This window comes from Kibdelosporangium aridum (genome assembly GCF_900176515.1).
GTDB classification, from domain to species: domain Bacteria; phylum Actinomycetota; class Actinomycetes; order Mycobacteriales; family Pseudonocardiaceae; genus Kibdelosporangium; species Kibdelosporangium aridum.
The window spans coordinates 1,055,871-1,080,165 of the sequence record NZ_FWXV01000002.1 but is presented as its reverse complement, the minus strand read 5'-3'; the positions used below and the strand labels follow the sequence as shown (position 1 = coordinate 1,080,165).

Below are 24,295 nucleotides of genomic sequence, written 5' to 3'. Positions count from 1 at the left end.
CGAAGACATGGCTGGCCATCCTCGGTGCGATCGCCGCCGTGCTGTTGGTTCCCCCGCTGCTGAGCTCCGGCAGCGACGAGGACGTTGGTGACCAGGTTCGCGGTCTGCGAGTGCTGGTGCCCAACGCGCCAGGCGGTGGTTACGACATCACGGCGCGACACGCGGTCAAGGCGATCGAGGAAGCGGATCTGTCCAGGCGGATCGAGGTGTTCAACCTGCCGGGCGCGGGTGGCACGGTCGGCCTTGGCCGGATCGTGAACGAACGCGGCAACGGCAAGCTCGTGATGTCCATGGGACTTGGCGTGGTCGGCGCGGTGTACACGAACAAGTCGCCGTCGTCCCTGGCGGACACCACGCCGATCGCGAAGTTGATCGAGGAACCCGACATCGTCGTGGTCAGCAAGGACTCGCCGTACCAGAACATCGGCCAGCTGCTGGAGGCGTGGAAGGCCAACCCCGGCCAGGTCCCGGTCGGTGGCGGTTCACGGGCGGGCGGTCCTGACCACCTGGCGCCGATGCTGATGGCCAAGGCGGCCGGGCTGGACCCGCGCAAGGTGAACTACGTGCCGTTCGACGGTGGCGGCGAGCTGTTGGCCTCCGTGCTCGGCGGCAAGATCGCCTTCGGCGTGTCCGGCATCGGCGAGTACCGCGACCAGATCCAGGCCGGCGAGCTCAGGGTGCTCGCGGTGACCAGCCGCAACCGGCTGAACGGGGTGAACGCGCCGACCCTGACGGAGTCCGGTGTGGACGTTGTGTTCACCAACTGGCGCGGCATCGTCGCGCCGCCGGGGATCAGCACGGGCGAGCGGACGCGGCTGGTGAACCTGTTCACCAAGCTCAACGCGTCACCGCAGTGGCAGAAGGTGCTCACCGACAACGGCTGGACCTCGGCGTTCCAGTCGGGTGAGGACTTCGGCAAGTTCCTGGCCGCCGAGAACGACCGGGTCGCCTCGACGCTGAAGGAGCTGGGGCTGGTATGACCACAATGGAGCGTCTGAAGGAGCGGTCCGAGCTCGGCATCAGTGTCCTGCTCGCGGCGCTGGGCGTGCTCGTGCTGGTCGACGCGATCAGCCTGCCTGCGGTCCCGACCGAACGGGGCATCGGGCCGGACGTGGTGCCGATGGTGGTCGGTGCCGCGTTGCTCGTGGTGGCCGCGTTGCTGGCCAGGGACGTGTTGCGGGGTGGCAAGGGGGAAGCAGAGGGCGGCGAGGACATCGATCTGAGCGCGCCCGGTGACTGGCGGACAGTGTTGTTGCTGGCCGCGGCTTTTCTGGCGAACGTCGTACTGATCGGGCTGGTCGGTTTCCCGATCTCCGGAACGGTCTTGTTCTGGGGTGCGGCGTATGCGTTGGGCAGCCGTAACTTCGTGCGTGACCCGCTCGTCGCGGCCGGGCTCTCGCTCGTCACCTACTTTGTGTTCAACGACCTGCTCGGGGTTTCCCTGCCGGGCGGGCCGCTGATGGGAGTGCTGTGATGGGTTCCTTCGCCTCTCTGATGGACGGTTTCGGTACCGCGTTAACACCGGTTAACCTGATGTACGCCGTGATCGGTGTGCTGCTCGGTACGACGATCGGCGTGCTGCCAGGCATCGGTGCCGCGATGGCAGTGGCGTTGCTGCTGCCGATCACGTACGGACTCGACCCGACCGGGGCGTTCATCATGTTCGCCGGTATCTACTACGGCAGCATGTTCGGTGGCTCGACGACTTCGATCCTGTTGAACACCCCGGGCGAGACCGCGTCGGTGGTCACGGCGATCGAAGGCAATCCGATGGCCAAACGCGGCCGTGGCTCGCAAGCCCTTGCCACGGCAGCGGTCGGGCACTTCGTCGGCGGCCTGATCGGCACGCTTCTGTTGGTACTGCTCGCTCCCGCGGTCGCCAAGCTGGCGGTGGGCATCGGTGCCCCGGACTTCTTCGCGATCATGTTGCTGGCGTTCATCTCGGTCACGTCGGTGCTCGGCAAGTCGCGGATCCGCGGGTTCGCGTCACTGCTGATCGGCCTGGCAATCGGGTTGATCGGCCTTGACGAGATGACCGGCCAGCAGCGCCTGACGTTCGGCTCGTTGCACCTGTCCGACGGCATCGACGTCGTGGTGGTCGCGGTCGCGCTGTTCGCGGTCGGTGAGTCGCTGTGGGTCGCCGCGCACCTGCGGCGCATCCAGGCTGAGCCGATCCCGGTCGGCCGCCCGTGGATGGGCCGTGACGACGTCCGGCGATCGTGGAGGCCGTGGCTGCGTGGGCCGTTCATCGGGTTCCCGTTCGGTGCGATCCCCGCCGGTGGCGCGGAAATCCCGACGTTCCTGTCGTACGTGACCGAGCGCAGGCTGTCCAAGCACAAGGATCAGTTCGGCAAGGGCGCCATCGAAGGCGTCGCGGGTCCCGAGGCAACGGCGTCGGCGTCCGCGTCGGGCACGCTGACGTCAATGCTGACCCTGGGTCTGCCGACCACGGCGACTGCGGCCGTGATGCTCGCGGCGTTCCAGCAATACGGCATCCAGCCGGGCCCGCTGTTGTTCGAGCGGGAGTCCGGCCTGGTGTGGGCGCTGATCGCGAGTCTGTTCATCGCGCTGGTGCTGCTGCTCGTGCTCAACCTGCCGCTGGCGCCGGTGTGGGCCAAGCTGCTGCGCATTCCGCGGCCGTACCTCTACGCGGGCATTCTGTTCTTCGCCAGTGTGGGCGCGTACGCGGTCAGCGGTGACGTGGTCGACCTGATCGTTCTGTTCGTCATCGGTCTGCTTGGCCTGGCCATGCGCCGATACGGCCTGCCGGTGCTCCCCGCGGTGATCGGTGTGATCCTCGGCCCGGCCGCCGAACAGCAGCTACGCCGGGCGCTGCAGATCAGCGACGGCTCGATCAGCGGCCTGGTGAACACCCCGATGTCGGTGATCATCTACGTGGTGATCGTGGGGATCCTCGTCTGGCCACTGATCCGCAGGATGACCCGCCGCCCGGCTGCGCCGACTCCGGAGCGCGAGAAGATCGACGCCTAGGGCCGTATGGTCAGAGCATGATCGAGGAGTTCGAGGTGTCCGGGCCGGACACAGGTCCATACGGGATCGTGTCCGGCCCGGACGGTGCGTTGTGGTTCACCCAGGTCCATGCGGCCAAAATCGGCAGGTTCGCGGCTGGCGAGGTGCGTGAGTTCGAGCTCGCGCCGGACACTGATCCGACCGTGATCACGGTCGGCCCGGACGGCGCACTGTGGTTCACGGAGTACAAGGGCCACAAGATCGGTCGGATCACGGTCGATGGCTCCTTGACCGAGTTCGAACTTCCCACCACAGACGCTCAGCCGTACGGAATCGCCGCCGGTGCGGACGGCGCGTTGTGGTTCACCGAGATCAACCTCGACCGAATCGGCCGAATCACCCCGGACGGCGAGATCACCGAGTTCCCGCTGCCGGTCGCGGGCGCGTTCCCCAGCCACATCACCGCAGGCCCGGACAACGGCCTGTGGTTCGCCCTCAACCAGGCCAACGCCATCGGCCGCATCGACATCGGCGGCGACGTGACAATCCATCCACTGCCAACCGAAGCCGCAGCCCCAGTCGGCATAACCGACGGCGGAGACGGCGGCCTCTGGTTCGTGGAAATCATGGCAGGCCAAGTAGGACGAATAGCGGTGGACGGCCACGTCGACGAATTCCCGTTGCCCAACAAAGAATGCCGCCCGCACGCGATCGTCGCGGACGACCGCGGAAACCTGTGGTTCACCGAGTGGGGCGCGAACAAGATCGGCCGAATCACCTTGGCAGGCAAGATCGACGAGTACGACCTGCCCACCCCGAACTCCGAGCCACACGGCATCACCATCGGCCCGGACGGCGCGGCCTGGGCCGCGTTGGAGAACGGAAAACTCGCCCGCATCAGCGAATAAAGATCAGTCCGCGGCCAACTGGTAGTGCAGTTCGTACCGGTTCGCGTCGAGCACGATGTCGTTGACCTCGACAGGGCGGTCAGCCGTGTTCGCGACACGGGTCACGGCCATGACTGGACTGCCCTCAGGAAGCTGCAACAGAGACTGTTCTTCAACTGTCGGCATCCTGGCCGACACGAACACATCGAAGTGGTGGAGGACGTGGCCGGAATCCTCGAGTCTGGCGTACACGCCGCCGGGTCCGGTGTCGACGTCCTCGATCACCGTGCCCTGAGTGAGATCGCGTGGCAGCCGGGAAACCGCGAGTTGCACGGCCACATCGTCGGCCCGCATCACACGATCGCGAACAAGCACCTCTGCACCAGGCGTGATGTTCAGCAGGTCCGCTATGCGCTCGTCGGCCGCCTCGACCCGCACCTGGACCGAGACGTTTGGCACGAAATCACCGGCTGCGGCGTCGCCCATGAACGCGCCTTTGTTCTCGGCGCGGGCTGATCGCGACAGACGCGTTCTTGCAAGGCGAGTAACGAGGTTGTGGGAACGGACAAACACACCTCGCCCGTGTTGTGCCACAACCAGACCGCTGTTTCGCAGCAGCTTGACGGCTTCACGGATGGTCGGCCGTGACGCGTCGTAGGTCTCGACGAGGTCGCGTTCGGACGGAAGTGGCGAACCGGGGGCAAGCCGGCCTGACTCGATCTGGCTGCGCAAATCATCAGCGATCTGCCGATAGGCAGGCACACCGCTCGTTCGGTCAACCACGGTCAGCACCTCCTGCCCTCGCTGGTCAGACATCGCGATGTTCCGCGCAAGACTACCGACCGTCACCCCTTCAGGGAGTGTCGGCCGACTGGCATTGACCAGTTGTGTGAAGCGACCCTACAGTTCACTCATCAACACGTCTTTACCAGTTGACAACGTTCAGTGAAGTGGGTCCCCGCCGCGATGTCTGCGGCAGGGACCAGCAAGCGACGGTCCATTTGGCCAAACGGGAGATCGTGCTCGTGTCATCGTCAGGCGAAATCGTGCGGCTCTGCTCCGTGCGGCACTGACCGATGCCGAGCGCGCGCACGAGCAGGAATGACCACGATCGGGGGCATCTCATGGCGCACGTTCTGGCCGCAGTCCTGAGAGCCGCCATGGTCGAACGCTTGGCAGGCCTGACCACCACCGACTTCGGGAACCTGACCTCTGCTGTGCGCGAAATCCTTGAGCTGCACCAACCTGACTGCAAAGGCCGGTGCCGCGAATGCACCGGATGGCCCCGTAACCGCAAGTTCCCTTGCCGTGTCTGGCTTATCGCCCATCGTCACCTACTGATCCCGCCACCCAACCAGGAGGTTCGCCATGTCCGACATTGACGCAACGGTTGCTGCGCAGGCACCCCGCCTGTTCGCCACCGTCGTGACAGAACAGGGCGGGGATACCCAAATCATCGGCTGGGGCATGGAGTTCGACGACAGCGCCTACATGGTCACCGCCGACGGCCGGAACCAGTATTTCCTTGCTGAGGCGGAGAACGCGCTGATGTACGTCCGATGTGGACCGGAGATCACGCCCGACATCGTCTGGGTCGCGCCCTCCGGTCCATCGTGCTCAGAATGTGCGCGGTAGCCGGTCGAGGGTTTCGGCGCGCCGTTGCTGGGCTTCGCGGTCGAGTGTCAGGCCGGAGGTCTGGGACGCTGGGCAGAATGTGTCCGTTGCCGCCAGTTTGCCGTCGGCCAGGTAGGTCGTGGCGATGTTCAGTGCGCATGGATTGTCGTTGAAGACATAAACCCCGTGGCCACTGTCATCGACGCTGACCAGCCGGGACCGCTGGCCGAATTTCTCGTCGAGCATCACTCCGCCCCGGTGCGGTGTCGCTGGGTCGCGCAGGTTCTGCAGGATCAGGACGTTGCCCGGGCCTTTGTCGGTGATCTTCACTGGTGGCTCGGCTGGCTCGTGTCGCCAGTAGGCACAGGGCATGATGTTGGCGGGGGCCGCGCCGTACAGCGGGTGCCTCTTGCGATCCTCGGCGACGCCGCGCTGGTAGGTCTGGACGTCTTCGGGCCAGTCAGTGTCGTTGCAGGTCACCGCGAGGAACACCGACCAGGCGTTGTCGTACGGCGACAGTCCCTGTGCGGCGCCCGTACCGACGGAGTCGGAGTCGGAGCTGAGCAATGCCTGCCATTGCTGTGCGATTACCGCGTAGGACGACTCGCGGTAGAGACTTCCGAAGGTGCCCAGACGGAAGAGGGTGCCGTCGACTTCGCCCACTGGGTTCTTGTCGAGTCGCTCGGCAAGCTCGAAGTAGGTTTTCCGGACCTCCGCAGGTGTGCGACCCAGGCCGTATGCGGCGTGCCGCGCCGCTGCCCATTTGGCGAAGTCCGGGAACGTTTGTTCCATGCCGAGACCGAACCTGCGCATTCCGGCGCGGTCGAGGAAGGTGTCGCCGAGGTTGCTGTCGAGCACTATCCGGTCGGATCGGTCTGGGAACATCGAGGCGTACGCGGCACCCAGCGCCGTGCCGTAGGAATATCCGAGATAACTGGCTTTGTCCTCGCCGAGCGCGGCGCGGATCCTGTCGAGGTCACGCGCCATGTTCGCGGTCGACAAGTGGCGCAGCCGTCCGTCGTGGTCGTTCTCCGCACATTGCTTGGCGACCGCCTCGGCGATCTTGGCCTGTTCGGTGACCGCCGCGTCGTCGACCGGGTACGGCGGGATGTTGCCGAAGTAGTCCTGGTCGGTGGTGAAGCCGCAGCTCACCGGGGATGAGTGCCCGATGCCACGGGTGTCCATGCCGATCAGGTCGTAGCTGTCCGAGACACTGCTGGGCAGGCCAAGGGTGACGAGGTCCGCGGGCAACGACAACCCGGACGCGCCCGGACCACCTGGGTTGAGCAACAACACGCCGCGCCGCTTGCTCGGATTCGGGCTCGCCAACCGGGACACCATGATTGTGATCTCGGCGCCATCTTGATCGGTGTAATCCAAAGGCACAGCAACGGAAGCGCACTGCAACGGCGTCGCTCCGGCCTTGACGTCCTCGGGGCACATGCCCCACTTCAGCTGATCAGCGGGGTGCTTGCCCCGATCTTCGGCCACGGCCGGTGCCGCGGCCACCACACTGGCAAGGCCGAGCACCATCGCCATGGCCAGTCCACGCCTTCGATCCACGTCCGTCCTCCCCGACGTTGGTCTTGCTGACCCCCGGATTCGATCCCGTGCCCTTGGGGCACAGTCAAGTGCCGAACTGCGCTTGACTGTGCCCCTGGGGCACAGTGTCGAATGCCGGCAGCACTCGGGAGGCGAATCGGATGGCGTGGAGTACGCGCGAGCTGGCTGACCTCGCCGGTACGACGCTGAAGACTGTCCGCTACTACCACAGGATCGGGCTGCTGGACGAACCGGAAAGAGCGGCGAACGGGTACAAGCGGTACCAGATCAACCACCTGATCCGGCTACTGCGGATCCGCCGCCTCGTCGACTTGGGCGTGCCGCTGTCCGACATCGCCACGATGGAGGAGTCGGACGAGCACGCCGAACAGACGCTGCGCACCCTCGATGCCGAACTGGCGGCGAGTATCGAACGCCAGCAACGGATGCGGGACGAACTGGCGGTGATCCTCCGGCATCGCAACCTCGTCGACCTGCCGCCAGGGTTCGACAAGACCGCCGCCGATCTGTCCGAAGCGGATCGATCGCTCCTGCTGCTCTACTCCCGGGTTTTCAGCCCTTCGGCGATGGCGGCGGTGCGAGAACTGGTGACGATTCCGCGGACACCGCTCGACAAGCAGTTCGAATCCCTGCCCGCGGATGCCAGTGAGGACAGCCGGCAACAGCTCGCCGAACGCCTCGTCCCCGAGATCCGTGCGCAGTACAAGCATCACCCGTCGCTGAAGAACGCGGCGGTGCAGACCCCGCACGGAGAGTCGGTCGTCGTCCAAGGGCTGGTCGAGTTGTACAACCCCGCCCAGCTCGATGTCCTGCGGCGCGTCAACGCACTGCTCAAGGCGAACCCTGAATCACCTCAGCCGTGAGTGGGGAAGCCGAGGTCGATGCCGGACTGCCGGGGCCAGCGTGAAGTGATGGCCTTGGCGCGCGTGTAGAACTTCACGCCCTCAGCCCCGTGCACGTGTGTGTCGCCGAACAGCGAGTCCTTCCAGCCGCCGAACGAGTAGTAAGCCATCGGCACCGGAATCGGGACGTTGATCCCGATCATGCCGACGTGCACCCGGCGCTGGTACTCCCGAGCAGCTAACCCGTCCCCGGTGTAAATGGCTGTGCCGTTGCCGTAAGGGTTGGCGTTGACCAACTCCACGGCCGCGTCGAACGTTGGCACGCGCACCACGCACAACACCGGGCCGAAGATCTCGTCTCGATAAATCGACATTTCCGGGGTGACGTTGTCGAACAGCGTTGGCGCCAGCCAGAAGCCGTCCGCGAAACCATCCGGGGCGAAGCCACGGCCGTCCACCACAAGAGAAGCGCCCTCGGAAACACCAGCGTCCACATAGGAGGCGACGCGATCCCGGTGCACACCGGTCACCAGCGGGCCCATCTGCGAGGAAGCATCCGTCCCCGGCCCAGTGACCAATGAACCGGTCCGGGAGGCAATGGCGGAAACCAAAGAGTCAGCGATGTCCCCGACCGCCACGACAACCGAGATGGCCATGCAGCGTTCACCAGCACTGCCGTAGCCGGCCGAGACGGCAGCGTCGGCGGCGACGTCCACGTCGGCGTCCGGCAAGACCACCATGTGGTTCTTGGCCCCGCCCAAAGCCTGGACCCGCTTGCCATTGGCTGTCCCACGGGAATACACGTGTTTCGCGATGGGAGTCGAGCCGACGAACGACACCCCGGCGATGTCCGGGTGGTCCAGCAAAGCGTTCACGGCGGTCGCGTCGCCCTGCAGGACGTTGAGGACACCGGCGGGCAAACCGGCCTCGGTGAACAGCTCGGCCAACCGGACCGCGGTCGACGGGTCACGCTCGGAAGGCTTCAGCACAAAGGTGTTCCCGGCCGCGATCGCCAGCGGGAACATCCACATCGGCACCATCGCGGGGAAGTTGAACGGCGTGATCCCGGCGACCACACCCAACGGCTCCCGGACCGAGTAAGCATCGACACCACGCGAGACCTGCTCGGAGTGCTCACCCTTCAACAGGTGCGGGATGCCACACGCGAACTCCACGACCTCAAGCCCCCGCTGCACCTCGCCCGCCGCGTCGGACAAGACCTTGCCGTGCTCGGAGGTGATCAGCTCCGCTAGTTCGTCGCGGTGCGCGTGGACCAGCTCCCGGAACGCGAACATGATCCGGCTACGCGTCGACAACGACGACTCGGCCCAGTCGTGGGCAGCCTTCACCGAAGACGCCACCGCGAGGTCCACATCGGACTGCGAAGCCAATACCACCTTGTGGGCGAGCGAACCGGTGGAAGGCTCGAACACATCGCCGGTGGCGGCCGAGGCGCCGGTGGTCCGGGCGCCGTCGATGTAATGCGGGACAACCGAAGTCATTTCAGCTCCTGGCTTGGGTGGTCGAGCGGACGACGAGTGAGGGGTGCAACAGCTTCTTCACCGGCTCGGTCCGCTCGCCGCGGACCCGTTGCACCAGCGCCTCGCCCGCGAGCCGGCCGATCTCGTGGCGTGGTTGGTCGATCGTGGTCAATGAGACGTGCCGTAGGCCGGCCAGCGACGTGTTGTCGTAACCGACGATCGACATGTCCTGTGGGACACGCAGTCCGGCCTCTTCCAATGCGGAGATCGCGCCCACCGCGTTGAAATCGTTGGCGGCGACCAACGCTGTCGGCAACGGGCCTTGTTCAAGCAGTTGGCGGACGGCCTTTGCCCCGGCGATGTCCGTGTATTCGCTGGGGATCACGCGTGGTGTCAGGCCGTGGCGTTGCATGGCGGTGATGTAGCCGCGCCGACGTTGTGGCGCCTGCGAACCGACACCGCCGTCGAGGTGGGCGATCTCGGTGTGGCCCAACGACACCAAATGGTCAACCGCCAGGCCAGAACCGGCTTCACCGTCATCGTTCACCGTGTCTAAAGTCGACAGACGAGACGACCGCGCCACCAACACAGTGGGCGCCTGGGAAGCAGCCTCGGCCAGAGTGTTCGGTGGCACGACCGGGCCGAGCAGGGCAAGCCCGGCGGGACGGAACGCCAGCAGGCCGTTCACAGCGCGCTTTTCGCGTGCCGGACTCCGGCCGCCGGTGTTGATGATCAGCTCGAAGCCCTCGGCCTGTGCCACCTCGTCAATACCGTCGACGACCTCGGCGAAGAACGCGTTGTGCAGGTCGGACACCATCACGCCGAGCACTGTCGACGTGCGGCTGGCCAGGGAACGGGCCATCGCGTGCGGTGAGTAACCGAGTTGCTCGGCGGCGTCGAGCACGGCCTTGCGGCGCTGCTCGCTGACTTTCGGCGAACCGTTCATCACCAGCGAGACCAGCGCGCGGGACACGCCGGCCACACGGGCCACGTCCTCCATGGTCGGCCGGGTCAAAGGCCCCTCCGGGGGTAACGAGCGGGCAACATGCCCTTGACATGACCTGGCACACGTTACAGCATTGGAGCGCTCCAACAAATAGAGCGCTCTAACGAAGACGGGCCTTGACCTGCGGATCCATTGGAGAAGCATGCGTATCGGAGTAGCCGGTGTCGGGCGGATCGGCACGATGCACGCCGGCAACCTGGCCTCGCTCGACGCCGTCGACGAGGTCGTCCTGTTCGACCCGGTCCCCGGCCGGGCGGCGCAGGTCGCCGAAAGCATCGGTGCGAAAGCGGTTGACGACCTGGACGCGCTGCTCGACGCCAGCGACGGCGTGCTGATCGCGACTCCGACCACGACCCACCCGGAGACCATCCGCCGGGCCCTCGCCGCGAACACGCCCGCGCTGTGTGAGAAGCCGATCGCGAGCGACTACGACGAAATGGTCGCGCTGGTCGACGACATCGAGGCCTCGGGCGTCGAAGTGCTCGTCGGGTTCCAGCGCCGCTTCGACCCGGCCGTCGCCGAGCTCTACCGGCGTATCCGCGCAGGTGAAGTCGGCAAGCTATACCTGGTCCGAGCCACCGGCAACGACGCGGAGCCGCCCGACTTCGGCTACCTGCCCGCATCCGGCGGGATCTTCCGTGACCTGCTGATCCACGACCTCGACGCGGTGCCGTGGCTGGTCGGCGAGCCGGTCGTGGAGGTGTACGCATCCGGGTCCGTTCTGGTCGACCAGGCTTTCGCGGACGCTGACGACGTCGACAACGCCGTGGTCACGCTCAAGTTCGCGGGTGGCGCCCACGCCGTGCTCGTCGGCGGGCGGCACGACCCGTTGGGCTACGACCACCGCATCGAAGTGTTGGGCAGCAAGGACTCTCTGGCAGTCGGTGTGGACTCGCGTACTCCGCTGACCTCGCTTGAACCAGACGGCTCGAAGGTGGGCCCGGACGCGTATCCCGGCTTCGCGGAACGGTTCCACCGCGCGTACCTCAACGAGATGGCCGTATTCGTGGACGTTGTCGCGGGCAAGGCGCAGAACCCGTCGCCTGCGAGGGACAGCCTGACCAGTCTGCGTCTCGCGTTGGCCTGTGACAAGTCGCGTCGGTCCGGAACTGTGGAGGTGGTCGCGTGAAGCTCGCTGGAGCGCCGATCTCTTGGGGCGTCTGCGAAGTCCCCGGCTGGGGCATGATGCTCGACCGCGACACGGTGCTGAGCGAGATGGCCGACCTCGGCCTGACCGCGACCGAACTCGGCCCGCCGGAGTACCTGCCGACGGACCCGACAAAGCTCCGCGCGCTGCTGAGCACGTACAACCTGACTTTGGTCGGCGGTTTTCTGGCGGTCCCGCTGCACGACGAATCGAGCGTCGCCGAGGCCGAGCGCACCGCGAAACTCCTGGCAGCGTGCGGTGCTGAGGTTCTGGTCCTGGCCGCGGCGACAGGTCTCGACGGCTACGACGACCGGCCCCCGCTCACCGACGAGCAGTGGAACACGCTGATCAGCACAGCGGCGAAGATCCGGGACATCGCGGCCGAACAAGACCTGCAGACCGTGCTGCATCCGCATGTGGGCACGCATGTCGAGACCGAGGCCGAGGTCGAGAGGTTCATCCGGGACTCAGATCTGCCGCTGTGCCTCGACACCGGGCACCTGATGATCGGCGGTACCGACCCGGTCGCGCTCGCGGAGCGTTACCCGCAGCGGATCGGGCACCTGCATCTCAAAGACGTCCGGGCCGACCTGGCGGACAAGGTCCGCGCGGGCGAGCTCGGCTACACCGAAGCGGTCGGGCAGGGCATGTACGTGCCGCTCGGGCAGGGGGATGTGGACATCGAAGCGGTCGTTCGCTTTGTCCACCAGGCGGGTTACGACGGCTGGTACGTCCTGGAACAGGACACCGCCCTCAGCGAGCAGAGTCCTGTCGACACACCCAAACTGGACACCGCTGGCAGCCTGCGGTACCTCAACCAGATAATCGGCGGCCTTTAGAGAAAGTCCCGCCCAGCGAGGAGAGACGATGACGTCCGATCGCTTCGTGAAGTTCAAGTTCGCGGCCAAGATCGCTAGTGTGGCCGCCGGAGCGTTGGTATTGGCCGCGTGCAGCGGTCCGCAAGGTGACCAGCCCAGCAACGCCGGTGGTGGCACCGCGCCGACTCCAGGTGGCGGCAGCGGAAGCCTGCGGGTCGCCGTCGTCACGCACGGCAGCGCGGGTGACGCCTTCTGGAACGTGGTGAAGAACGGTGCCGAGGCCGCAGGCAGGCAACTCGGCGCGCAGGTGGACTACAAGTCCGACGGTGACCCAGGCGCGCAGGCCAAGCTGATCGACAACGCGGTCGCGCAGAAGGTCGACGGCCTGGTGGTGTCGATGGCCAACCCGGATGCGTTGCGCACGTCGATCGAGAACGCGGTGAAAGCCGGGATCCCAGTGGTCACGATCAACTCCGGCGAGTCGAAGAGCACCGAGTTCGGTGCGATCACGCACGTCGGTCAGAGCGAGACGATCGCGGGTGAGGGCGCGGGCAAGCGCCTGAAGGACGCGGGCAAGACCAAGATGCTGTGCGTCATCCACGAGGCAGGCAACATCGGCCAGAACCAGCGGTGTGACGGCGCCAAGAGCACGTTCGGCAACGTCACCACGCTGCAGGTGGACATCAACAACCCGACCGACGCGCAGTCCCGGATCAAGGGCGCGGTGCAAGCCGACCCGTCGGTCGACGCGGTGCTCGCACTGAACTCGCAGGTCGCGGCCGGTGCCGTGACGGCGATCAAGGGCGCGAGCTCCAAGGCACAGGTGGCCACGTTCGACCTGAACACCGACGTGGTCAACGCGATCAAATCCGGCGACATCCTCTTCGCGGTCGACCAGCAGCAGTACGAGCAGGGCTACCTGCCAATCGTGTTCCTCAAGCTATACAAGGAGAACGCCAACACCGTCGGCGGCGGCCGTCCCGTGCTGACCGGCCCCGGCTTCGTTGACAAGTCCAACGTGGACACGATCGCGCCGTTCACCGAGAAGGGAACGCGGTGACGGTCGCGATGCGGACACGACCAGACCGGCGGGTGGCAGAGGCCGCTCGCCGGGCACGGCGCGATCAAGGTGCCAGCACTGCCACGCAGTCAGTCCCGCGCCAAAGTATCCGCCGCCAAGGCGTCCCTCACCACAACATCCCCCACCACAACATCCCCCACCAAGGCATCCCCCACCACTCCCGGGGGGACTGCCCTGCGCCAGTCTATCGGGCATTTGGGCTGGTCAAGGGGGTTACTCACGGGTTGTGGACAACTGGATTTGTGAACGGACCGTTGGCTCGGTGGCGGTGTGGGACGGTCACTGGGAAAGGGGTCGGTGACCGATGAGTGTCGCGGTGCAAGCGCAGCCCGATGAGCGCCTGGTCAAGCCCCGGCTTTGGGACCGGCTCGTGGTCCGGCCGGAGATCGGGGCTCTGCTCGGGGCTCTGCTCGTCTTCGTCTTCTTCTCGGTGGTCACCGGCCAGTTCCTCAGCCCGCTCGGCGTCGCGAACTGGCTGGATGACGCCTCGACGTTGGGCATCATGGCGGTCGCGGTCGCGATGCTGATGATCGGCGGGGAGTTCGACCTCTCCGCCGGTGTGATGACCGCGTCGACCGCGTTGGTCACCGCGATCTTCGCGACCCAGGTCGGGTTGAACGTGTGGTTCGCGCTCATCCTGTCGTTGATCTTCGCGCTCGCTGTCGGGGCGATCAACGGCTGGCTGGTGATGCGGACCGGGTTGCCGAGCTTCATCGTGACCCTCGGTACTTTCCTTGCCCTGCAAGGGTTGAACCTCGGTGTCACGCGCCTGATCACCGGAACCGTTCAGGTTTCCGGAATGCGGTCCACCGACGGCTACGAGACCGCCGGAATGCTGTTCGCGTCCACCATCAACATCGGTGGCACGGACTTCCAGGTCTCCATCCTCTGGTGGGTGGTGTTCGCGGGGGTCGCCGCGTGGGTCCTGGTTCGCACGAGGTTCGGCAACTGGACGTTCGCGGTCGGCGGCTCATCCCTCAGCTCCCGCGCTGTCGGTGTCCCGGTCGTCCGTACGAAGATCATGCTGTTCATGACGACCGCGTTCGCCGCGTGGATCGTCGGGTCGATCAACATCCTGCGCAACGCCAGCGTGCAGGCCAACCAGGGTATCGGCCTGGAGTTCCAGTACATCATCGCCGCGGTGATCGGTGGCTGCCTGCTGACCGGCGGCTTCGGCTCCGCGGTCGGTGCGGCGATCGGTGCGCTCATTTTCGGCATGGCACGGCAGGGAATCGTCTACGCGCAGTGGAACAGCGACTGGTTCATGCTGTTCCTCGGCATCATGCTGCTGGCCGCCGTGTTGGTGAACAACACCTTCCGGCGCAGGGCGGAGAGGGTGCGTCGATGAGTCCACTCATTGAAGTCCGGGACGTCGGCAAGACCTACGGCAGTGTCATCGCGTTGGCCGATGTGTCCACTGTGGTCAATGCTGGTGAGGTCACGTGTGTCCTCGGCGACAACGGTGCCGGCAAGTCCACGCTGATCAAGATCCTGGCCGGGGTGCACCAGCACGACAAAGGCCAGTTCCTGGTCGAGGGCGAGGAAGTCCGGTTCTCCTCGCCGAGGGAATCGTTGGACCGCGGCATCGCGACCGTGTACCAGGACTTGGCCGTGGTTCCGTTGATGAGCGTGTGGCGGAACTTCTACCTCGGTTCCGAGCCGACGGTGGGCTGGGGTCCGTTCCGGCGGCTCGACCGTAAGAAAGGCCGCGACACCACCAAGACCGCATTGGCCGAGATGGGCATCGACCTGCGTGACGTCGAGCAGCCTGTGGGCACGTTGTCCGGTGGTGAACGGCAATGCGTGGCGATCGCGCGCGCCGTCCACTTTGGAGCAAAGGTGCTCATCCTTGACGAGCCGACGGCCGCGCTGGGCGTCAAGCAGGCCGGGGTCGTGCTCAGGTACGTCGCTCAAGCCCGTGACCGCGGGCTCGGGGTAGTGCTGATCACGCACAACCCGCACCACGCCTATCCGGTCGGCGACCGGTTCCTGCTGCTCAAGCGCGGCCGGAGCCTCGGGTCGTTCGACAAGGGCGACATCACCATTTCCGAGCTCACCCGGCAGATGGCCGGCGGGGCCGAAATCGAGGCCCTTGAGCACGAACTCAGGGCGGTACAGAAATGACACTGGAGGCTCTGACGATTGGCCGGGTCGGGGTGGACCTCTACCCCGAGCAGAGCGGGGTTCCGCTGGCCAAGGTGCAGACCTTCGCCAAGTCGCTCGGCGGCACCGCGACCAACGTCGCGGTCGCCGCCGCGCGGCTCGGCCGCAAGACCGCGGTACTGACCAAGGTGGGTCCGGACGGGTTCGGCGACTACGTCCGCGATGCGTTGACAGAGTTCGGAGTTTCGCCGTCGTACGTCGGTACATCGCCGGATCTGCTGACTCCCGTGGTGTTCTGTGCGCTGGACCCGCCCGAGGACCCACCGCTGCTGTTCTACCGCTTGCCGACCGCGCCCGACCTCACCCTCACGGCCGAGGACGTGCCGTGGGACGTCGTGCCGGAAGTCCCAGTGCTGTGGGTGACCGGAACGGGCGTGAGCACCGAACCGGCCCGCGGCACCCAGCGCAAGATCCTGGAGACGAGGGGCCGCCGGGAGCACACCGTGCTGGACATGGACTACCGGCCGATGTTCTGGTCCGATGTGGACGCTGCACGGGAGCAGATCTCGTGGATGCTCGACCACGTCACGGTCGCGGTCGGCAACCGGACCGAGGCCGAGGTCGCGGTCGGCACGGCGGACCCGGACGAGGCCGCGCGGCGGATCCTCGACCGGGGCGTCTCGCTGGTGATGATCAAGAAGGGTGCGGACGGCGTGCTGGTGGCGACCCAGGACGGGTCGTGGACCGTGCCGCCGCATCCGATCCAGGTCGTCTGCGGGCTCGGTGCGGGTGACGCGTTCGGCGGCGCCCTGATCCACGGCCTGCTCTCGGACTGGGAGCCCGTGAGAATCGCCGAGTACGCCAACGTCGCGGGCGCCATCGTCGCAGGTCGGCTGGCCTGCGCGGACGCGATGCCGGTCCAGACCGAGATTGAGGAGCGCCTGAGTGGTCAGTGACAGAGAGTGGGCAGATCTCCTGCACACCCGTGCGACTGATCCACAGGCTGTGCATAAGCTGTATACAACTCGTGCGCGGCGTGCATCTTTGTTGACAGAGAGCGGCACGATGTTCCTCGTCGCGGCCGACCACACGGCTCGCGGTGCGATGGGTATCCCTGGTGACCCGAATGCCATGGTCAACCGCCGCTCGCTGCTGGAACGCCTGCTCATCGCACTGGAGAACCCCGCGGTCGACGGCGTGCTCGGCACCCCGGACGTCGTCGAGGAACTCCTGCTGCTCGGCGCGTTGCAGAACAAGATCGTCATCGGCTCGATGAATCGGGGCGGCCTGGCCGGGGCTGACTGGGAGATCGACGACCGGTTCACCGCGTACAGCGCGTCCGCCATCGCTGACCTGGGCCTGGACGGCGGCAAGATGCTGCTGCGGATCGTCGACAACGACGCCGGGACTGTCCCGACCCTTCAGGCCTGTGCCGACGCGGTCACTGCGCTGGCGGCGAAAGGCCTGATGGCGATGGTCGAGCCGCTGCCGTATCGCCGGGTCGGCGACAAGCTCCAGCTGCTCAAGGACGGCCCATCACTGGCCAGGGCGACGACCGTGGCGTCCTCGCTGGGTGAGACCTCGGCGTACACCTGGCTGAAGCTGCCCGCGCCGGAAGACCCCGACTTCGTGCTGGATGCCACGACTCTCCCGACCGTCGTGCTGGGCGGTGTTCCTGGTCCGAGCGTCGAGGAGGACATCGCTTCCTGGGGAAGGTCGTTGCGGCATCCGGTTGTGCGCGGCCTGGTTGTGGGCCGTGCGCTGCTGTACCCGCCTGATGGTGACGTCGCTGGTGCTGTCGAAGCCGCTGCCAAAGTCCTGCGCGAAGGAGTGAAGGCATGAGTCTGCACCGTCCACAGGGGACTCTGTCCGACGATCGCGATCCGATCCGGCTGACCCCGGAGGCCGCGGGCTGGACGTACACCGGGCTGCGCGTGATCAGGATTCCGCGTGGTGCCACGAGAACCGTGTCCACTGGCGAGTTCGAGGCCTTCATCCTGCCGCTGGCAGGCGGCCTCACGGTCGAAGTGGACGATGTGAAGTTCGAGCTGCGAGGCCGGGAATCGGTCTTCACCCGAGTCACCGACTTCGCTTACGTACCACGAGATGCCTATGTCACTTTGTCGACAAAGGACGGTGCTGAGGTCGCGTTGCCCATGGCGCGCTGCACGAAACGGCTCGCGCCCAAGTACGGCCCGGCCGAGGACGTCCCGGTCGAAGTCCGTGGCTCGGGCAATGCGACCAGGCAGGTCACGAACTTCGGGGTGCCGGGAGTCTGGGACCACGCGGAGAAGCTCAACGCGTGCGAGCTGATCACCCCGGACGGCAACTGGTCCTCGTACCCGCCGCACAAGCACGACGAAGCCAGCGAGTGCGAAGTGGTCAACGAGGAGATCTACTACTTCCGGATCGCCGACAAGGACGGGATCACGCCGTCCCGCGAAGGGTTCGGCTTCCACAAGACCTACACCGCCGACGGTGAGATCGACGAGGATGTGACCGTCCGCGACGGTGATGTTTTCCTTATCCCGCGCGGATATCACGGTCCATGCGTGGCCGCGCCGGGTTACCCGATGTACTACCTCAACGTCCTCGCCGGGCCTGCGGACGACAGGTCGATGGCCTTCTGTGACGACCCCGCCCATACGTGGGTGCGGCAGTCCTGGGAGAAGCAGGTCGACGACCCGCGCTGCCCGGTGACCTCGGCCGAAGGGAGGGTCCAGTCATGAGGTTGACCACCGCACAGGCCCTGGTCCGTTGGCTTGTGGCACAACGGACCGAGCTGCTCGACGGCACCGAAGCCCCGCTGTTCCCGGCGGTCTACGCGATCTTCGGGCACGGCAACGTGCTCAGCCTCGGCACCGCTTTGGAGGAGTACCGCGACCAGATCCCGGTGTGGCGTGGGCATACCGAACAAGGCATGGCGCTCGCGGCTGTCGGCTACGCGAAAGCCACGCACCGCCGCCAAGTTGGCGTCGCCACGTCGTCGATTGGGCCCGGCGCGTTGAACATGGTCACGGCCGCCGGTGTCGCGAACGCCAACAGGCTGCCATTGCTTTTGCTCCCAGGGGATACGTTCGCCAACCGCGCCCCCGACCCTGTGCTGCAACAGATCGAACCGTTCGGTGACGCGACGGTCAGCGTGAACGACGCTTTCCGGCCGCTCAGCCGCTACTTCGACCGGATCACCCGCCCCGAGCAGCTGATCGCGACCCTGCCTCAGGTCGCCCGCGTGCTGACCGATCCGGGCGAGTGCGGGCCGGTGACTTTGGCGCTGCCGCAAGACGTTCAGGCCGAGGCGTTCGATTTCCCCGAGTCGCTGTTCGAGCCGGTCGTGCACCACGTGCTGCGGCCGCGTCCGGACCGGCGTTCGCTGGGCCGGGCGGCCGAGGTGATCCGGGCCGCCGAGAAGCCGCTGCTCGTGCTGGGCGGTGGCGTCCGGTACTCGGGTGCCGCGCAGACCGCGATCGAGTTCGCCGAACGGCACAACGTACCCATCGTCGAGACGACGGCCGGCCGGACGCTCGTGCGGCATTCACACCCGTTGCACGCGGGTCCGTTGGGCATCACGGGGTCAGCGTCAGCCAACGCGCTGGCGGCTGAAGCGGATGTCGTGATCGCCGTCGGAACGCGTCTCCAGGACTTCACGACGGCCTCGTGGTCCGTCTTTTCGCCTGATGTCAAGCTTGTAACGATTAACGCGGCCCGCTTCGACGCGGTCAAACACGGGGCCGTCGCGGTGGTCTCCGACGCACGGGAAGGCCTCGAAGAGCTCCCGCTCATCGACTGGAACGCGCCGCAGGAGTGGTCCTCGCGAGCATCGGCCGAGCTGGCGAAGTGGGACTCGCACATCACGCAACTGCGCTCCGCCGGCGGCTCGTTGCCGACGTATGCCGAGGTCGTCGGGGTTGTGAACGACCTCTCCGGCCCGGACGACTACGTGATGACGGCGTCGGGCGGGCTGCCCGGCGAGCTGATCGGCGGCTGGCGCGCGACCGGTGAGTCGACAATGGACGTGGAGTATGGCTTCTCGTGCATGGGTTACGAGCTCGCAGGAGCCTGGGGCGCGGCGATGGCGCGTCCGACTGGGATCGTGACCACGCTCCTCGGCGACGGCTCGTACCTGATGTTGAACTCGGAGCTCTTCTCGGCGGCCTTCGCAGGGCACGGGTTCGTCGCGGTCGTGTGCGATAACGATGGATATGCCGTCATTGACCGACTTCAGCGCGGCCAAGGTGGTGCGGGGTTCAACAACATGTACTCCGACGTCCGCAGCCGCCTGCCCGAGCCACCCCGCGTGGACTTCGCGACCCACGCTGCGGGTCTGGGCTGTGCGGTGCTCGTGGCGGATTCTGTCGCCGATCTCCGCGCGGCATATACAAAGGCACGGGAACACGCGCAGTCCGGCGTGCCCGCGGTGGTCGTGATCAAGACCCACCCGAGTGCATGGACCGAATCCGGCGCCTGGTGGGAAGTGGGCGTCCCGCAGGTCTCGCACCGCTCGGAAATAGCGGCCGCCCGCGAAGAGCTGGACGAGGCGAAAACACACCAGCTGAGGTACCTGCACCCCTAACCCGCGTGTCCACCATTCCGGCACCCCGAAACACACTTTCCGGCACGGTGAAATTCCCCTCGCCCCGTGTCCGAGGGGAATTTCATGGTGCTGGAATGGTGGACACGCCGTGTCGGAATGGTGGACACGCGCGGGCTAGCCCAGGGACTTGAATGCCCTGACCGCTTCTTTGAGGCCGGGATCCGCTTCCGCTTTCTCCAGGGCTGACTTGAGCGTCTCCTGGTAGGTCGGGGTGGCGTCGTCGAGGGATTTCCGGCCCGTCTCCGTCAGCATTGTGTAGATGCCTCTGCGGTCGTCCTCGCAGATGTCCCGCTCGCTCAGGCCGGCGGATTCCAGCCGGGCGACGAGGCGGCTGACCGAGCTCTGGTTCAGCTCAAGCGCCTCGGCCAGCTCCTGAATGCGCATCGAGTTGTTCTTCCCAGTGGCCCTCGAGAGATGATCGAGCGCCCGGTACTCCGACAGGCCGAGGCCGTGCCTGCGCTGCAGCACTCTGCCCAGCTCGCCCTCGATCCGGGCATGCAGGGCGACCAGCCGGCCCCACGCTTCCTCGCGGTTCATGCCCCACTCCCTGCCCGAAGCTCCTTGACTTGAGCTTACATGCAGTGACAGTCTCTGTATGTACATGCATGTAAATCCGCGACAAGATCAGGGGGCACGGAAGTGCGCAAGTACTTGTTCGTCCTGGGTAGCTCACGGCCGGGCGGCAACACCGAGGTGCTCGCCCGCAAAGCGGCCGAGTACCTGCCAGAGGGCGTCGACCAACGCTGGATATGGCTGGAGGACACGCCGCTTGATCCCTTTGTGGACACCCGGCAGCTGGGCGGGGTTCACCCCGAGCCGCACGGCAACGAGCGGCTCCTGCTGGATGCCACGCTGGAAGCGACCGACATAGTCATCGCGTCGCCGCTGTACTGGTACAGCGTGTCCGCAACGACCAAGCGCTACCTCGACTACTGGAGCGGTTGGCTGCACATGCCGGACGTGCCGTTCAAGATCCGCATGCGCGAGAAGACCCTGTGGGGCGTCTCGACCGCGGAGGAGTACGACAAGTCCGACTCGCTCGTCGGCTCGCTGTACAAGTCAGCGGAGTACCTGGGAATGGGGTGGGGTGGCGTGTTGCTCGGCCACGGTCACCATCCAGGTGAAGTGCTGAACGACGCTCTCGCGATGAAAGCTGCGGAGAGCTTCTTTCAGAGTTCCTACGTCACCACGTAAGAGGACCTAGAGATCTCCGGCATACAGACACCAGGGCAGGCCACAACAGCTAGCCCTGGTGTCTGTATGCCGAGATTCAGCGACGGTAGTCGTCGTAACCGTCGTCGTAGTCGTCGCTACGGTCCTCGTCCTGGTGGTCGTTGGACTGGCCCGACAGCTCTCGTTGCAGAGCCTCGAAGTCCGTGTCCCGAGTGCTGTACTTGAGCTCTCGGGCCACCTTCGTCTGCTTGGCCTTCGCCCGGCCGCGCCCCATGGCTCGACCCCCTCGCACAGGGATGGGGCGGCCGGGGGAAACGGCGGCCCCACTCATCTCGACAACTGATTCCTGACAACTACCGTACCGTGCCGATGGGGTTGGACGCGACGCGGCACCATGTGCCGGAGATGACAGATCAGCCTCGATCGGCCGATCGCCCGGTTCCGGGCGACCCATGACAGCATGAAGTAGTGCCTCGTCCGTTCGTCGCCTACCTTCGGGTGTACGAACCGTTGTCGGCTTTTGACACTGAGTTGTCAAATCGGCTACGGAACGTAGTAGAAACCGGTCCCCTGGGGCGTTCGGCTGTTGGCGAACGCGAGCGGGAAATGTGGTTCAGGTCACAACTTTCCGTGCCGGTGCGATTGCTCCCGGGCGAGTCGGCCGACGGCAGCCCATCCCCGCGCACATTCAAGGACGTCCTGGTTCTCGATCCGCGGGATGTGCCGGGCGCGGACCCGCAGATCGGCCCGCTGGTCTGTCCACTCGACGTGATGCCCCGCTCAGCGGCGGCTCTTGTCGGGTTTCTGGCCACTGCCCATCCCGCACTGCGGGACGCGGCGATCACGGCCTCAATGGACAGCGTGCGGGCCAGGGCGGCCGCAGTGCTGTCACAGCAACCCTCTGGCGCCGTGCACGCCGTATCGACGACGTGGACCGTCCCGTTGCCGTGGTTTGTCATGTTCGAACCGGAGCGGCGCAGGCTTCGGCTGGAGACTCGGGAATCACCCAACCGGGAGAGTTCATGGCGCGCGACGATGGCCGACGCGCAAGCCAGGGTGTCCCGCGCGTACGAACTGGCGGCGAGCACCTTCGGCGAGCGGGGACCGGCCAAAGTTCTCGAGGACACGGCCGGCTGGCTGGAGCACTTTGACGGTAATTCTGCCGTCGAGCTGGATTACGGCGGACTCGTACAGTTGCTGGACGACACGCAGTTGCAGAGCGATTCCTCGTGCGAGGACGTCAACGCGATCGTGGACGCGCTGGAATCCGGCGACGCGGAAACCGTCGCCGAACGGTTCGAACACCTCCGCGAATTCTGGGGTGAACTCGCGATCCGGGAGCGGTTCAACTAGCTAGTCGAGGTTGCCGTGCTCGTCGCGCTCCCGCTCGGCCGCCAGCAGCTCGTCCACCGACGCCTTGCCCTCGCGGTACCGCTTGGCGATCTCCGCGTTGAGCAGGTCCATCACCACCTGGACCTGACGGCGCCGCTGCGAGACAGAGGCCTCTTCCTTGGCGTACGTCTGCAGCGCCAGTTCGAGCCGCTCGTCGGGCAGCGAACCGACGTCGGACAGGTCCGCGTCGGACACCAGCGCCTCGACGTGCCTGCGGTGTGCCTCGGCTCGTGAGGGCTCCAGGGTCTGGTAGCGACCCATGCCCATCGCCGGACCGACAGCGTTGTCAGCCAGGATCGTCGCCAGTTGTTCGACGACCGAGGCAGAACCGCCCTCGGTGCGCCGTTTCTGTTCGGCTCGCACGATGTCGATCCGACCGTGCAACAGCCTGCGCAGGTAGGAAAGATCCGTCTCTTCCTGCGCGGCATCGTCTCGCCGTGCCCGGACCTCGGCCAAGCCGAGCCGGTCAAGGCCCTCGATGTAGTCCGGGTCGAGCACGCGGTCGATGCGTCGGCGCCCACCAGGTCGGACTTCGATCACGGAATCATCCTCCGGCAACCACGCCTAGACCGCCACATCGGCCAGCCCCTTTTCACCCTTGACCCCCAGCAATTCACGGACTTGAACGGACGCCAACGGCGGCCGCTGCGCGATTCGGGCCAGACCGGCCGCCCTCGCAACTAGTTGCGCGTTGTCCTTGACCCGCTCGCCTCGCGCGTACGAGATGGTGTCCTCCATCCCGACCCGCAGATGACCACCCGCGGACAACGAAGCCAGCATCACCGGCAGGGTGCTCCGGCCGATGCCCGTTGCCGAAAACGTCGCGCCATCCGGAATGAGCCGCATCGCCGACACCAGCGTCTCGGCGTCCCCCGGCATTCCGCCAGGCACCCCCATCACCAGATCCACATGGACGTGACCACCCGCGGGTGGCCCGTATTCGTCCAGCAATCTGTGCAGTGAGGCGAGCTGGCCGATGTCGAAGATCTCGTACTCGGGGACGATCCCGCGTTCCTGCATTCCCTTGTGCAGCTCGACGATGAACTCCCACCGGTTGAGGAAAACGTCATCGCCGAAGTTGACCGTCCCCATGGTGCACGACGCCGAATCCGGCATGGCGTCGAGAACCCGCAGCCGGTCCGATTCCGGATCGGTCACCGCGCCGCCGGTGGAAAGCTGGACGATCAGGTTCGTCTGTTCGCGCAACGCTGCCACAGTGTCTTTCAGACGACCGAGGTCCAGCGTCGGTTTAGCGTCGTCGTCCCGGATGTGCACGTGGATCATGGCCGCGCCCACGCGTTCACAGTCCTGTGCGGTGCTCACCAGCTCCGCGAGGGTGACCGGCAGGTTCGGCACATTGCTCTTGGCGTGCTCGGCCCCGGTCGGCGCCACCGTGATGATCGTGCCTGTCGACTGGGACATGGCGTGATAGTGACACAGCGCCGGGGCGTGTGTCGTCGGGGACCGGTCCCAGAACCCGATTGTTGCAATCGTTCGCCGATGGCCGACAGACATGGTTGAGCATCGAAATACACGCTGCTGCGGCTGCGAGAAATTCTCCGGACGAACGGCGGGGTCCATTGGGTCCATCGCCCTACCGAAGGGGTGAGCCGTTCGGCCGATC

Annotated in this window: 25 protein-coding genes; 17 read left to right on the top strand and 8 right to left on the bottom strand. The window is 66.0% G+C overall.

What is annotated here, in order from left to right; translation table 11 throughout:
• The first annotated feature begins 11 nt into the window (after window positions 1-11).
• From B9C43_RS14650 to B9C43_RS14635, 4 genes are read left to right on the top strand one after another with little or no spacing between them, the layout of a single operon-like run.
• Window positions 12-980 carry a Bug family tripartite tricarboxylate transporter substrate binding protein gene (locus tag B9C43_RS14650; protein WP_084428144.1) on the top strand — a complete coding sequence of 323 codons (969 nt, stop codon included), beginning with the start codon at window positions 12-14 and terminating at the stop codon, window positions 978-980.
• Complete coding sequence (locus B9C43_RS14645) at window positions 977-1,474, top strand: tripartite tricarboxylate transporter TctB family protein (RefSeq protein WP_084426896.1); 498 nt, start codon at window positions 977-979, stop codon at window positions 1,472-1,474. The genes B9C43_RS14650 and B9C43_RS14645 overlap by 4 nt, the downstream gene beginning before the upstream one ends.
• Entirely contained in the window at window positions 1,474-2,991 is a 1,518-nt protein-coding gene (locus B9C43_RS14640; protein ID WP_033382214.1) for a tripartite tricarboxylate transporter permease, read from the top strand. Before B9C43_RS14645 ends, B9C43_RS14640 begins: the two co-directional genes overlap by 1 nt.
• A gap of 17 nt (window positions 2,992-3,008) precedes the next feature.
• Entirely contained in the window at window positions 3,009-3,878 is an 870-nt protein-coding gene (locus B9C43_RS14635; protein ID WP_084426893.1) for a Vgb family protein, read from the top strand.
• Window positions 3,879-3,881: 3 nt separating this feature from the next.
• On the opposite strand, the gene B9C43_RS14630 is transcribed toward B9C43_RS14635, so the two are convergent.
• Window positions 3,882-4,640, bottom strand: a complete 759-nt coding sequence (locus B9C43_RS14630; protein ID WP_084428142.1) for a GntR family transcriptional regulator — start codon at window positions 4,638-4,640, stop codon at window positions 3,882-3,884.
• 585 nt (window positions 4,641-5,225) lie between these two features.
• Here B9C43_RS14630 and B9C43_RS14625 point away from each other — a divergent pair.
• Window positions 5,226-5,492 (top strand): hypothetical protein, encoded by a 267-nt coding sequence (locus tag B9C43_RS14625; protein WP_084426890.1) that lies wholly within the window; start codon window positions 5,226-5,228, stop codon window positions 5,490-5,492.
• On the opposite strand, the gene B9C43_RS14620 is transcribed toward B9C43_RS14625, so the two are convergent.
• The gene (locus B9C43_RS14620) at window positions 5,475-7,034 is read right to left on the bottom strand and encodes an alpha/beta hydrolase (protein ID WP_327222511.1); all 1,560 of its coding nucleotides are present in this window, start codon (window positions 7,032-7,034) and stop codon (window positions 5,475-5,477) included. The genes B9C43_RS14625 and B9C43_RS14620 overlap by 18 nt on opposite strands.
• Window positions 7,035-7,174: 140 nt before the next feature.
• Here B9C43_RS14620 and B9C43_RS14615 point away from each other — a divergent pair, with 140 nt between their 5' ends.
• Complete coding sequence (locus tag B9C43_RS14615) at window positions 7,175-7,897, top strand: helix-turn-helix domain-containing protein (protein ID WP_084426884.1); 723 nt, start codon at window positions 7,175-7,177, stop codon at window positions 7,895-7,897.
• Here B9C43_RS14615 and B9C43_RS14610 read toward each other — a convergent pair.
• On the bottom strand, window positions 7,888-9,378 hold the full coding sequence (locus B9C43_RS14610) for a CoA-acylating methylmalonate-semialdehyde dehydrogenase (RefSeq protein ID WP_084426881.1): 1,491 nt from the start codon (window positions 9,376-9,378) through the stop codon (window positions 7,888-7,890). The two genes, B9C43_RS14615 and B9C43_RS14610, sit on opposite strands and share 10 nt — an antisense overlap.
• A 1-nt stretch (window position 9,379) precedes the next feature.
• Window positions 9,380-10,372: a LacI family DNA-binding transcriptional regulator gene (locus B9C43_RS14605; protein WP_033382209.1), complete on the bottom strand. Its 993-nt coding sequence runs from the start codon at window positions 10,370-10,372 to the stop codon at window positions 9,380-9,382.
• Between the two features lie 133 nt (window positions 10,373-10,505).
• Here B9C43_RS14605 and B9C43_RS14600 point away from each other — a divergent pair, with 133 nt between their 5' ends.
• From B9C43_RS14600 to iolD, 9 genes are all read left to right on the top strand, one after another.
• Window positions 10,506-11,492: a Gfo/Idh/MocA family protein gene (locus tag B9C43_RS14600; RefSeq protein WP_033382208.1), complete on the top strand. Its 987-nt coding sequence runs from the start codon at window positions 10,506-10,508 to the stop codon at window positions 11,490-11,492.
• A 53-nt stretch (window positions 11,493-11,545) separates the two neighbouring features.
• Window positions 11,546-12,349, top strand: a complete 804-nt coding sequence (locus tag B9C43_RS14595) for a sugar phosphate isomerase/epimerase family protein (RefSeq protein ID WP_084428139.1) — start codon at window positions 11,546-11,548, stop codon at window positions 12,347-12,349.
• Between the two features lie 28 nt (window positions 12,350-12,377).
• On the top strand, window positions 12,378-13,388 hold the full coding sequence (locus B9C43_RS14590) for a sugar ABC transporter substrate-binding protein (protein ID WP_033382206.1): 1,011 nt from the start codon (window positions 12,378-12,380) through the stop codon (window positions 13,386-13,388).
• Window positions 13,389-13,713: 325 nt separating this feature from the next.
• Window positions 13,714-14,757, top strand: coding sequence for an ABC transporter permease (locus B9C43_RS14585; protein ID WP_084426879.1), 1,044 nt, complete (start codon window positions 13,714-13,716; stop codon window positions 14,755-14,757).
• The gene (locus tag B9C43_RS14580; RefSeq protein ID WP_084426876.1) at window positions 14,754-15,533 is read left to right on the top strand and encodes an ATP-binding cassette domain-containing protein; all 780 of its coding nucleotides are present in this window, start codon (window positions 14,754-14,756) and stop codon (window positions 15,531-15,533) included. Before B9C43_RS14585 ends, B9C43_RS14580 begins: the two co-directional genes overlap by 4 nt.
• Complete coding sequence (iolC, locus tag B9C43_RS14575; protein ID WP_084426873.1) at window positions 15,530-16,468, top strand: 5-dehydro-2-deoxygluconokinase; 939 nt, start codon at window positions 15,530-15,532, stop codon at window positions 16,466-16,468. The genes B9C43_RS14580 and iolC overlap by 4 nt, the downstream gene beginning before the upstream one ends.
• A 109-nt stretch (window positions 16,469-16,577) precedes the next feature.
• Window positions 16,578-17,354: a Cgl0159 family (beta/alpha)8-fold protein gene (locus B9C43_RS14570; RefSeq protein ID WP_235038608.1), complete on the top strand. Its 777-nt coding sequence runs from the start codon at window positions 16,578-16,580 to the stop codon at window positions 17,352-17,354.
• The gene (gene iolB / locus B9C43_RS14565; RefSeq protein WP_084426867.1) at window positions 17,351-18,241 is read left to right on the top strand and encodes a 5-deoxy-glucuronate isomerase; all 891 of its coding nucleotides are present in this window, start codon (window positions 17,351-17,353) and stop codon (window positions 18,239-18,241) included. The genes B9C43_RS14570 and iolB overlap by 4 nt, the downstream gene beginning before the upstream one ends.
• On the top strand, window positions 18,238-20,085 hold the full coding sequence (gene iolD, locus B9C43_RS14560; protein ID WP_084426864.1) for a 3D-(3,5/4)-trihydroxycyclohexane-1,2-dione acylhydrolase (decyclizing): 1,848 nt from the start codon (window positions 18,238-18,240) through the stop codon (window positions 20,083-20,085). Before iolB ends, iolD begins: the two co-directional genes overlap by 4 nt.
• Before the next feature lie 135 nt (window positions 20,086-20,220).
• Here iolD and B9C43_RS14555 read toward each other — a convergent pair whose 3' ends face one another.
• Window positions 20,221-20,643, bottom strand: coding sequence for a MarR family winged helix-turn-helix transcriptional regulator (locus tag B9C43_RS14555; RefSeq protein ID WP_084426861.1), 423 nt, complete (start codon window positions 20,641-20,643; stop codon window positions 20,221-20,223).
• Between the two features lie 102 nt (window positions 20,644-20,745).
• Between B9C43_RS14555 and B9C43_RS14550 the strand changes: the two genes are divergently transcribed.
• Complete coding sequence (locus B9C43_RS14550; protein ID WP_033382195.1) at window positions 20,746-21,300, top strand: flavodoxin family protein; 555 nt, start codon at window positions 20,746-20,748, stop codon at window positions 21,298-21,300.
• A gap of 76 nt (window positions 21,301-21,376) precedes the next feature.
• Here the strand turns inward: B9C43_RS14550 and B9C43_RS14545 are convergent, their stop codons facing one another.
• On the bottom strand, window positions 21,377-21,553 hold the full coding sequence (locus B9C43_RS14545) for a DUF3073 domain-containing protein (protein WP_084426858.1): 177 nt from the start codon (window positions 21,551-21,553) through the stop codon (window positions 21,377-21,379).
• 194 nt (window positions 21,554-21,747) lie between these two features.
• Between B9C43_RS14545 and B9C43_RS14540 the strand changes: the two genes are divergently transcribed.
• On the top strand, window positions 21,748-22,632 hold the full coding sequence (locus tag B9C43_RS14540) for a DUF8083 family protein (RefSeq protein ID WP_033382194.1): 885 nt from the start codon (window positions 21,748-21,750) through the stop codon (window positions 22,630-22,632).
• On the opposite strand, the gene B9C43_RS14535 is transcribed toward B9C43_RS14540, so the two are convergent.
• Window positions 22,633-23,211: an RsiG family protein gene (locus B9C43_RS14535; protein ID WP_084426855.1), complete on the bottom strand. Its 579-nt coding sequence runs from the start codon at window positions 23,209-23,211 to the stop codon at window positions 22,633-22,635.
• Between the two features lie 24 nt (window positions 23,212-23,235).
• Window positions 23,236-24,093, bottom strand: a complete 858-nt coding sequence (locus tag B9C43_RS14530) for a beta-keto acid cleavage family enzyme (RefSeq protein ID WP_033382193.1) — start codon at window positions 24,091-24,093, stop codon at window positions 23,236-23,238.
• Window positions 24,094-24,295: the final 202 nt, after the last annotated feature.

Bases quoted from the DNA above. Each gene is read 5' to 3' on its own strand.
- B9C43_RS14645 (WP_084426896.1), top strand. From the start codon at position 977: ATGACCACAATGGAGCGTCTGAAGGAGCGGTCCGAGCTCGGCATCAGT.
- B9C43_RS14640 (WP_033382214.1), top strand. From the start codon at position 1,474: ATGGGTTCCTTCGCCTCTCTGATGGACGGTTTCGGTACCGCGTTAACA.
- B9C43_RS14635 (WP_084426893.1), top strand. From the start codon at position 3,009: ATGATCGAGGAGTTCGAGGTGTCCGGGCCGGACACAGGTCCATACGGG.
- B9C43_RS14625 (WP_084426890.1), top strand. From the start codon at position 5,226: ATGTCCGACATTGACGCAACGGTTGCTGCGCAGGCACCCCGCCTGTTC.
- B9C43_RS14615 (WP_084426884.1), top strand. From the start codon at position 7,175: ATGGCGTGGAGTACGCGCGAGCTGGCTGACCTCGCCGGTACGACGCTG.
- B9C43_RS14610 (WP_084426881.1), bottom strand. From the start codon at position 9,378: ATGACTTCGGTTGTCCCGCATTACATCGACGGCGCCCGGACCACCGGC.
- B9C43_RS14600 (WP_033382208.1), top strand. From the start codon at position 10,506: ATGCGTATCGGAGTAGCCGGTGTCGGGCGGATCGGCACGATGCACGCC.
- B9C43_RS14595 (WP_084428139.1), top strand. From the start codon at position 11,546: ATGATGCTCGACCGCGACACGGTGCTGAGCGAGATGGCCGACCTCGGC.
- B9C43_RS14590 (WP_033382206.1), top strand. From the start codon at position 12,378: ATGACGTCCGATCGCTTCGTGAAGTTCAAGTTCGCGGCCAAGATCGCT.
- B9C43_RS14585 (WP_084426879.1), top strand. From the start codon at position 13,714: ATGAGTGTCGCGGTGCAAGCGCAGCCCGATGAGCGCCTGGTCAAGCCC.
- B9C43_RS14580 (WP_084426876.1), top strand. From the start codon at position 14,754: ATGAGTCCACTCATTGAAGTCCGGGACGTCGGCAAGACCTACGGCAGT.
- iolC (WP_084426873.1), top strand. From the start codon at position 15,530: ATGACACTGGAGGCTCTGACGATTGGCCGGGTCGGGGTGGACCTCTAC.
- B9C43_RS14570 (WP_235038608.1), top strand. From the start codon at position 16,578: ATGTTCCTCGTCGCGGCCGACCACACGGCTCGCGGTGCGATGGGTATC.
- iolB (WP_084426867.1), top strand. From the start codon at position 17,351: ATGAGTCTGCACCGTCCACAGGGGACTCTGTCCGACGATCGCGATCCG.
- iolD (WP_084426864.1), top strand. From the start codon at position 18,238: ATGAGGTTGACCACCGCACAGGCCCTGGTCCGTTGGCTTGTGGCACAA.
- B9C43_RS14555 (WP_084426861.1), bottom strand. From the start codon at position 20,643: ATGAACCGCGAGGAAGCGTGGGGCCGGCTGGTCGCCCTGCATGCCCGG.
- B9C43_RS14545 (WP_084426858.1), bottom strand. From the start codon at position 21,553: ATGGGGCGCGGCCGGGCGAAGGCCAAGCAGACGAAGGTGGCCCGAGAG.
- B9C43_RS14530 (WP_033382193.1), bottom strand. From the start codon at position 24,093: ATGTCCCAGTCGACAGGCACGATCATCACGGTGGCGCCGACCGGGGCC.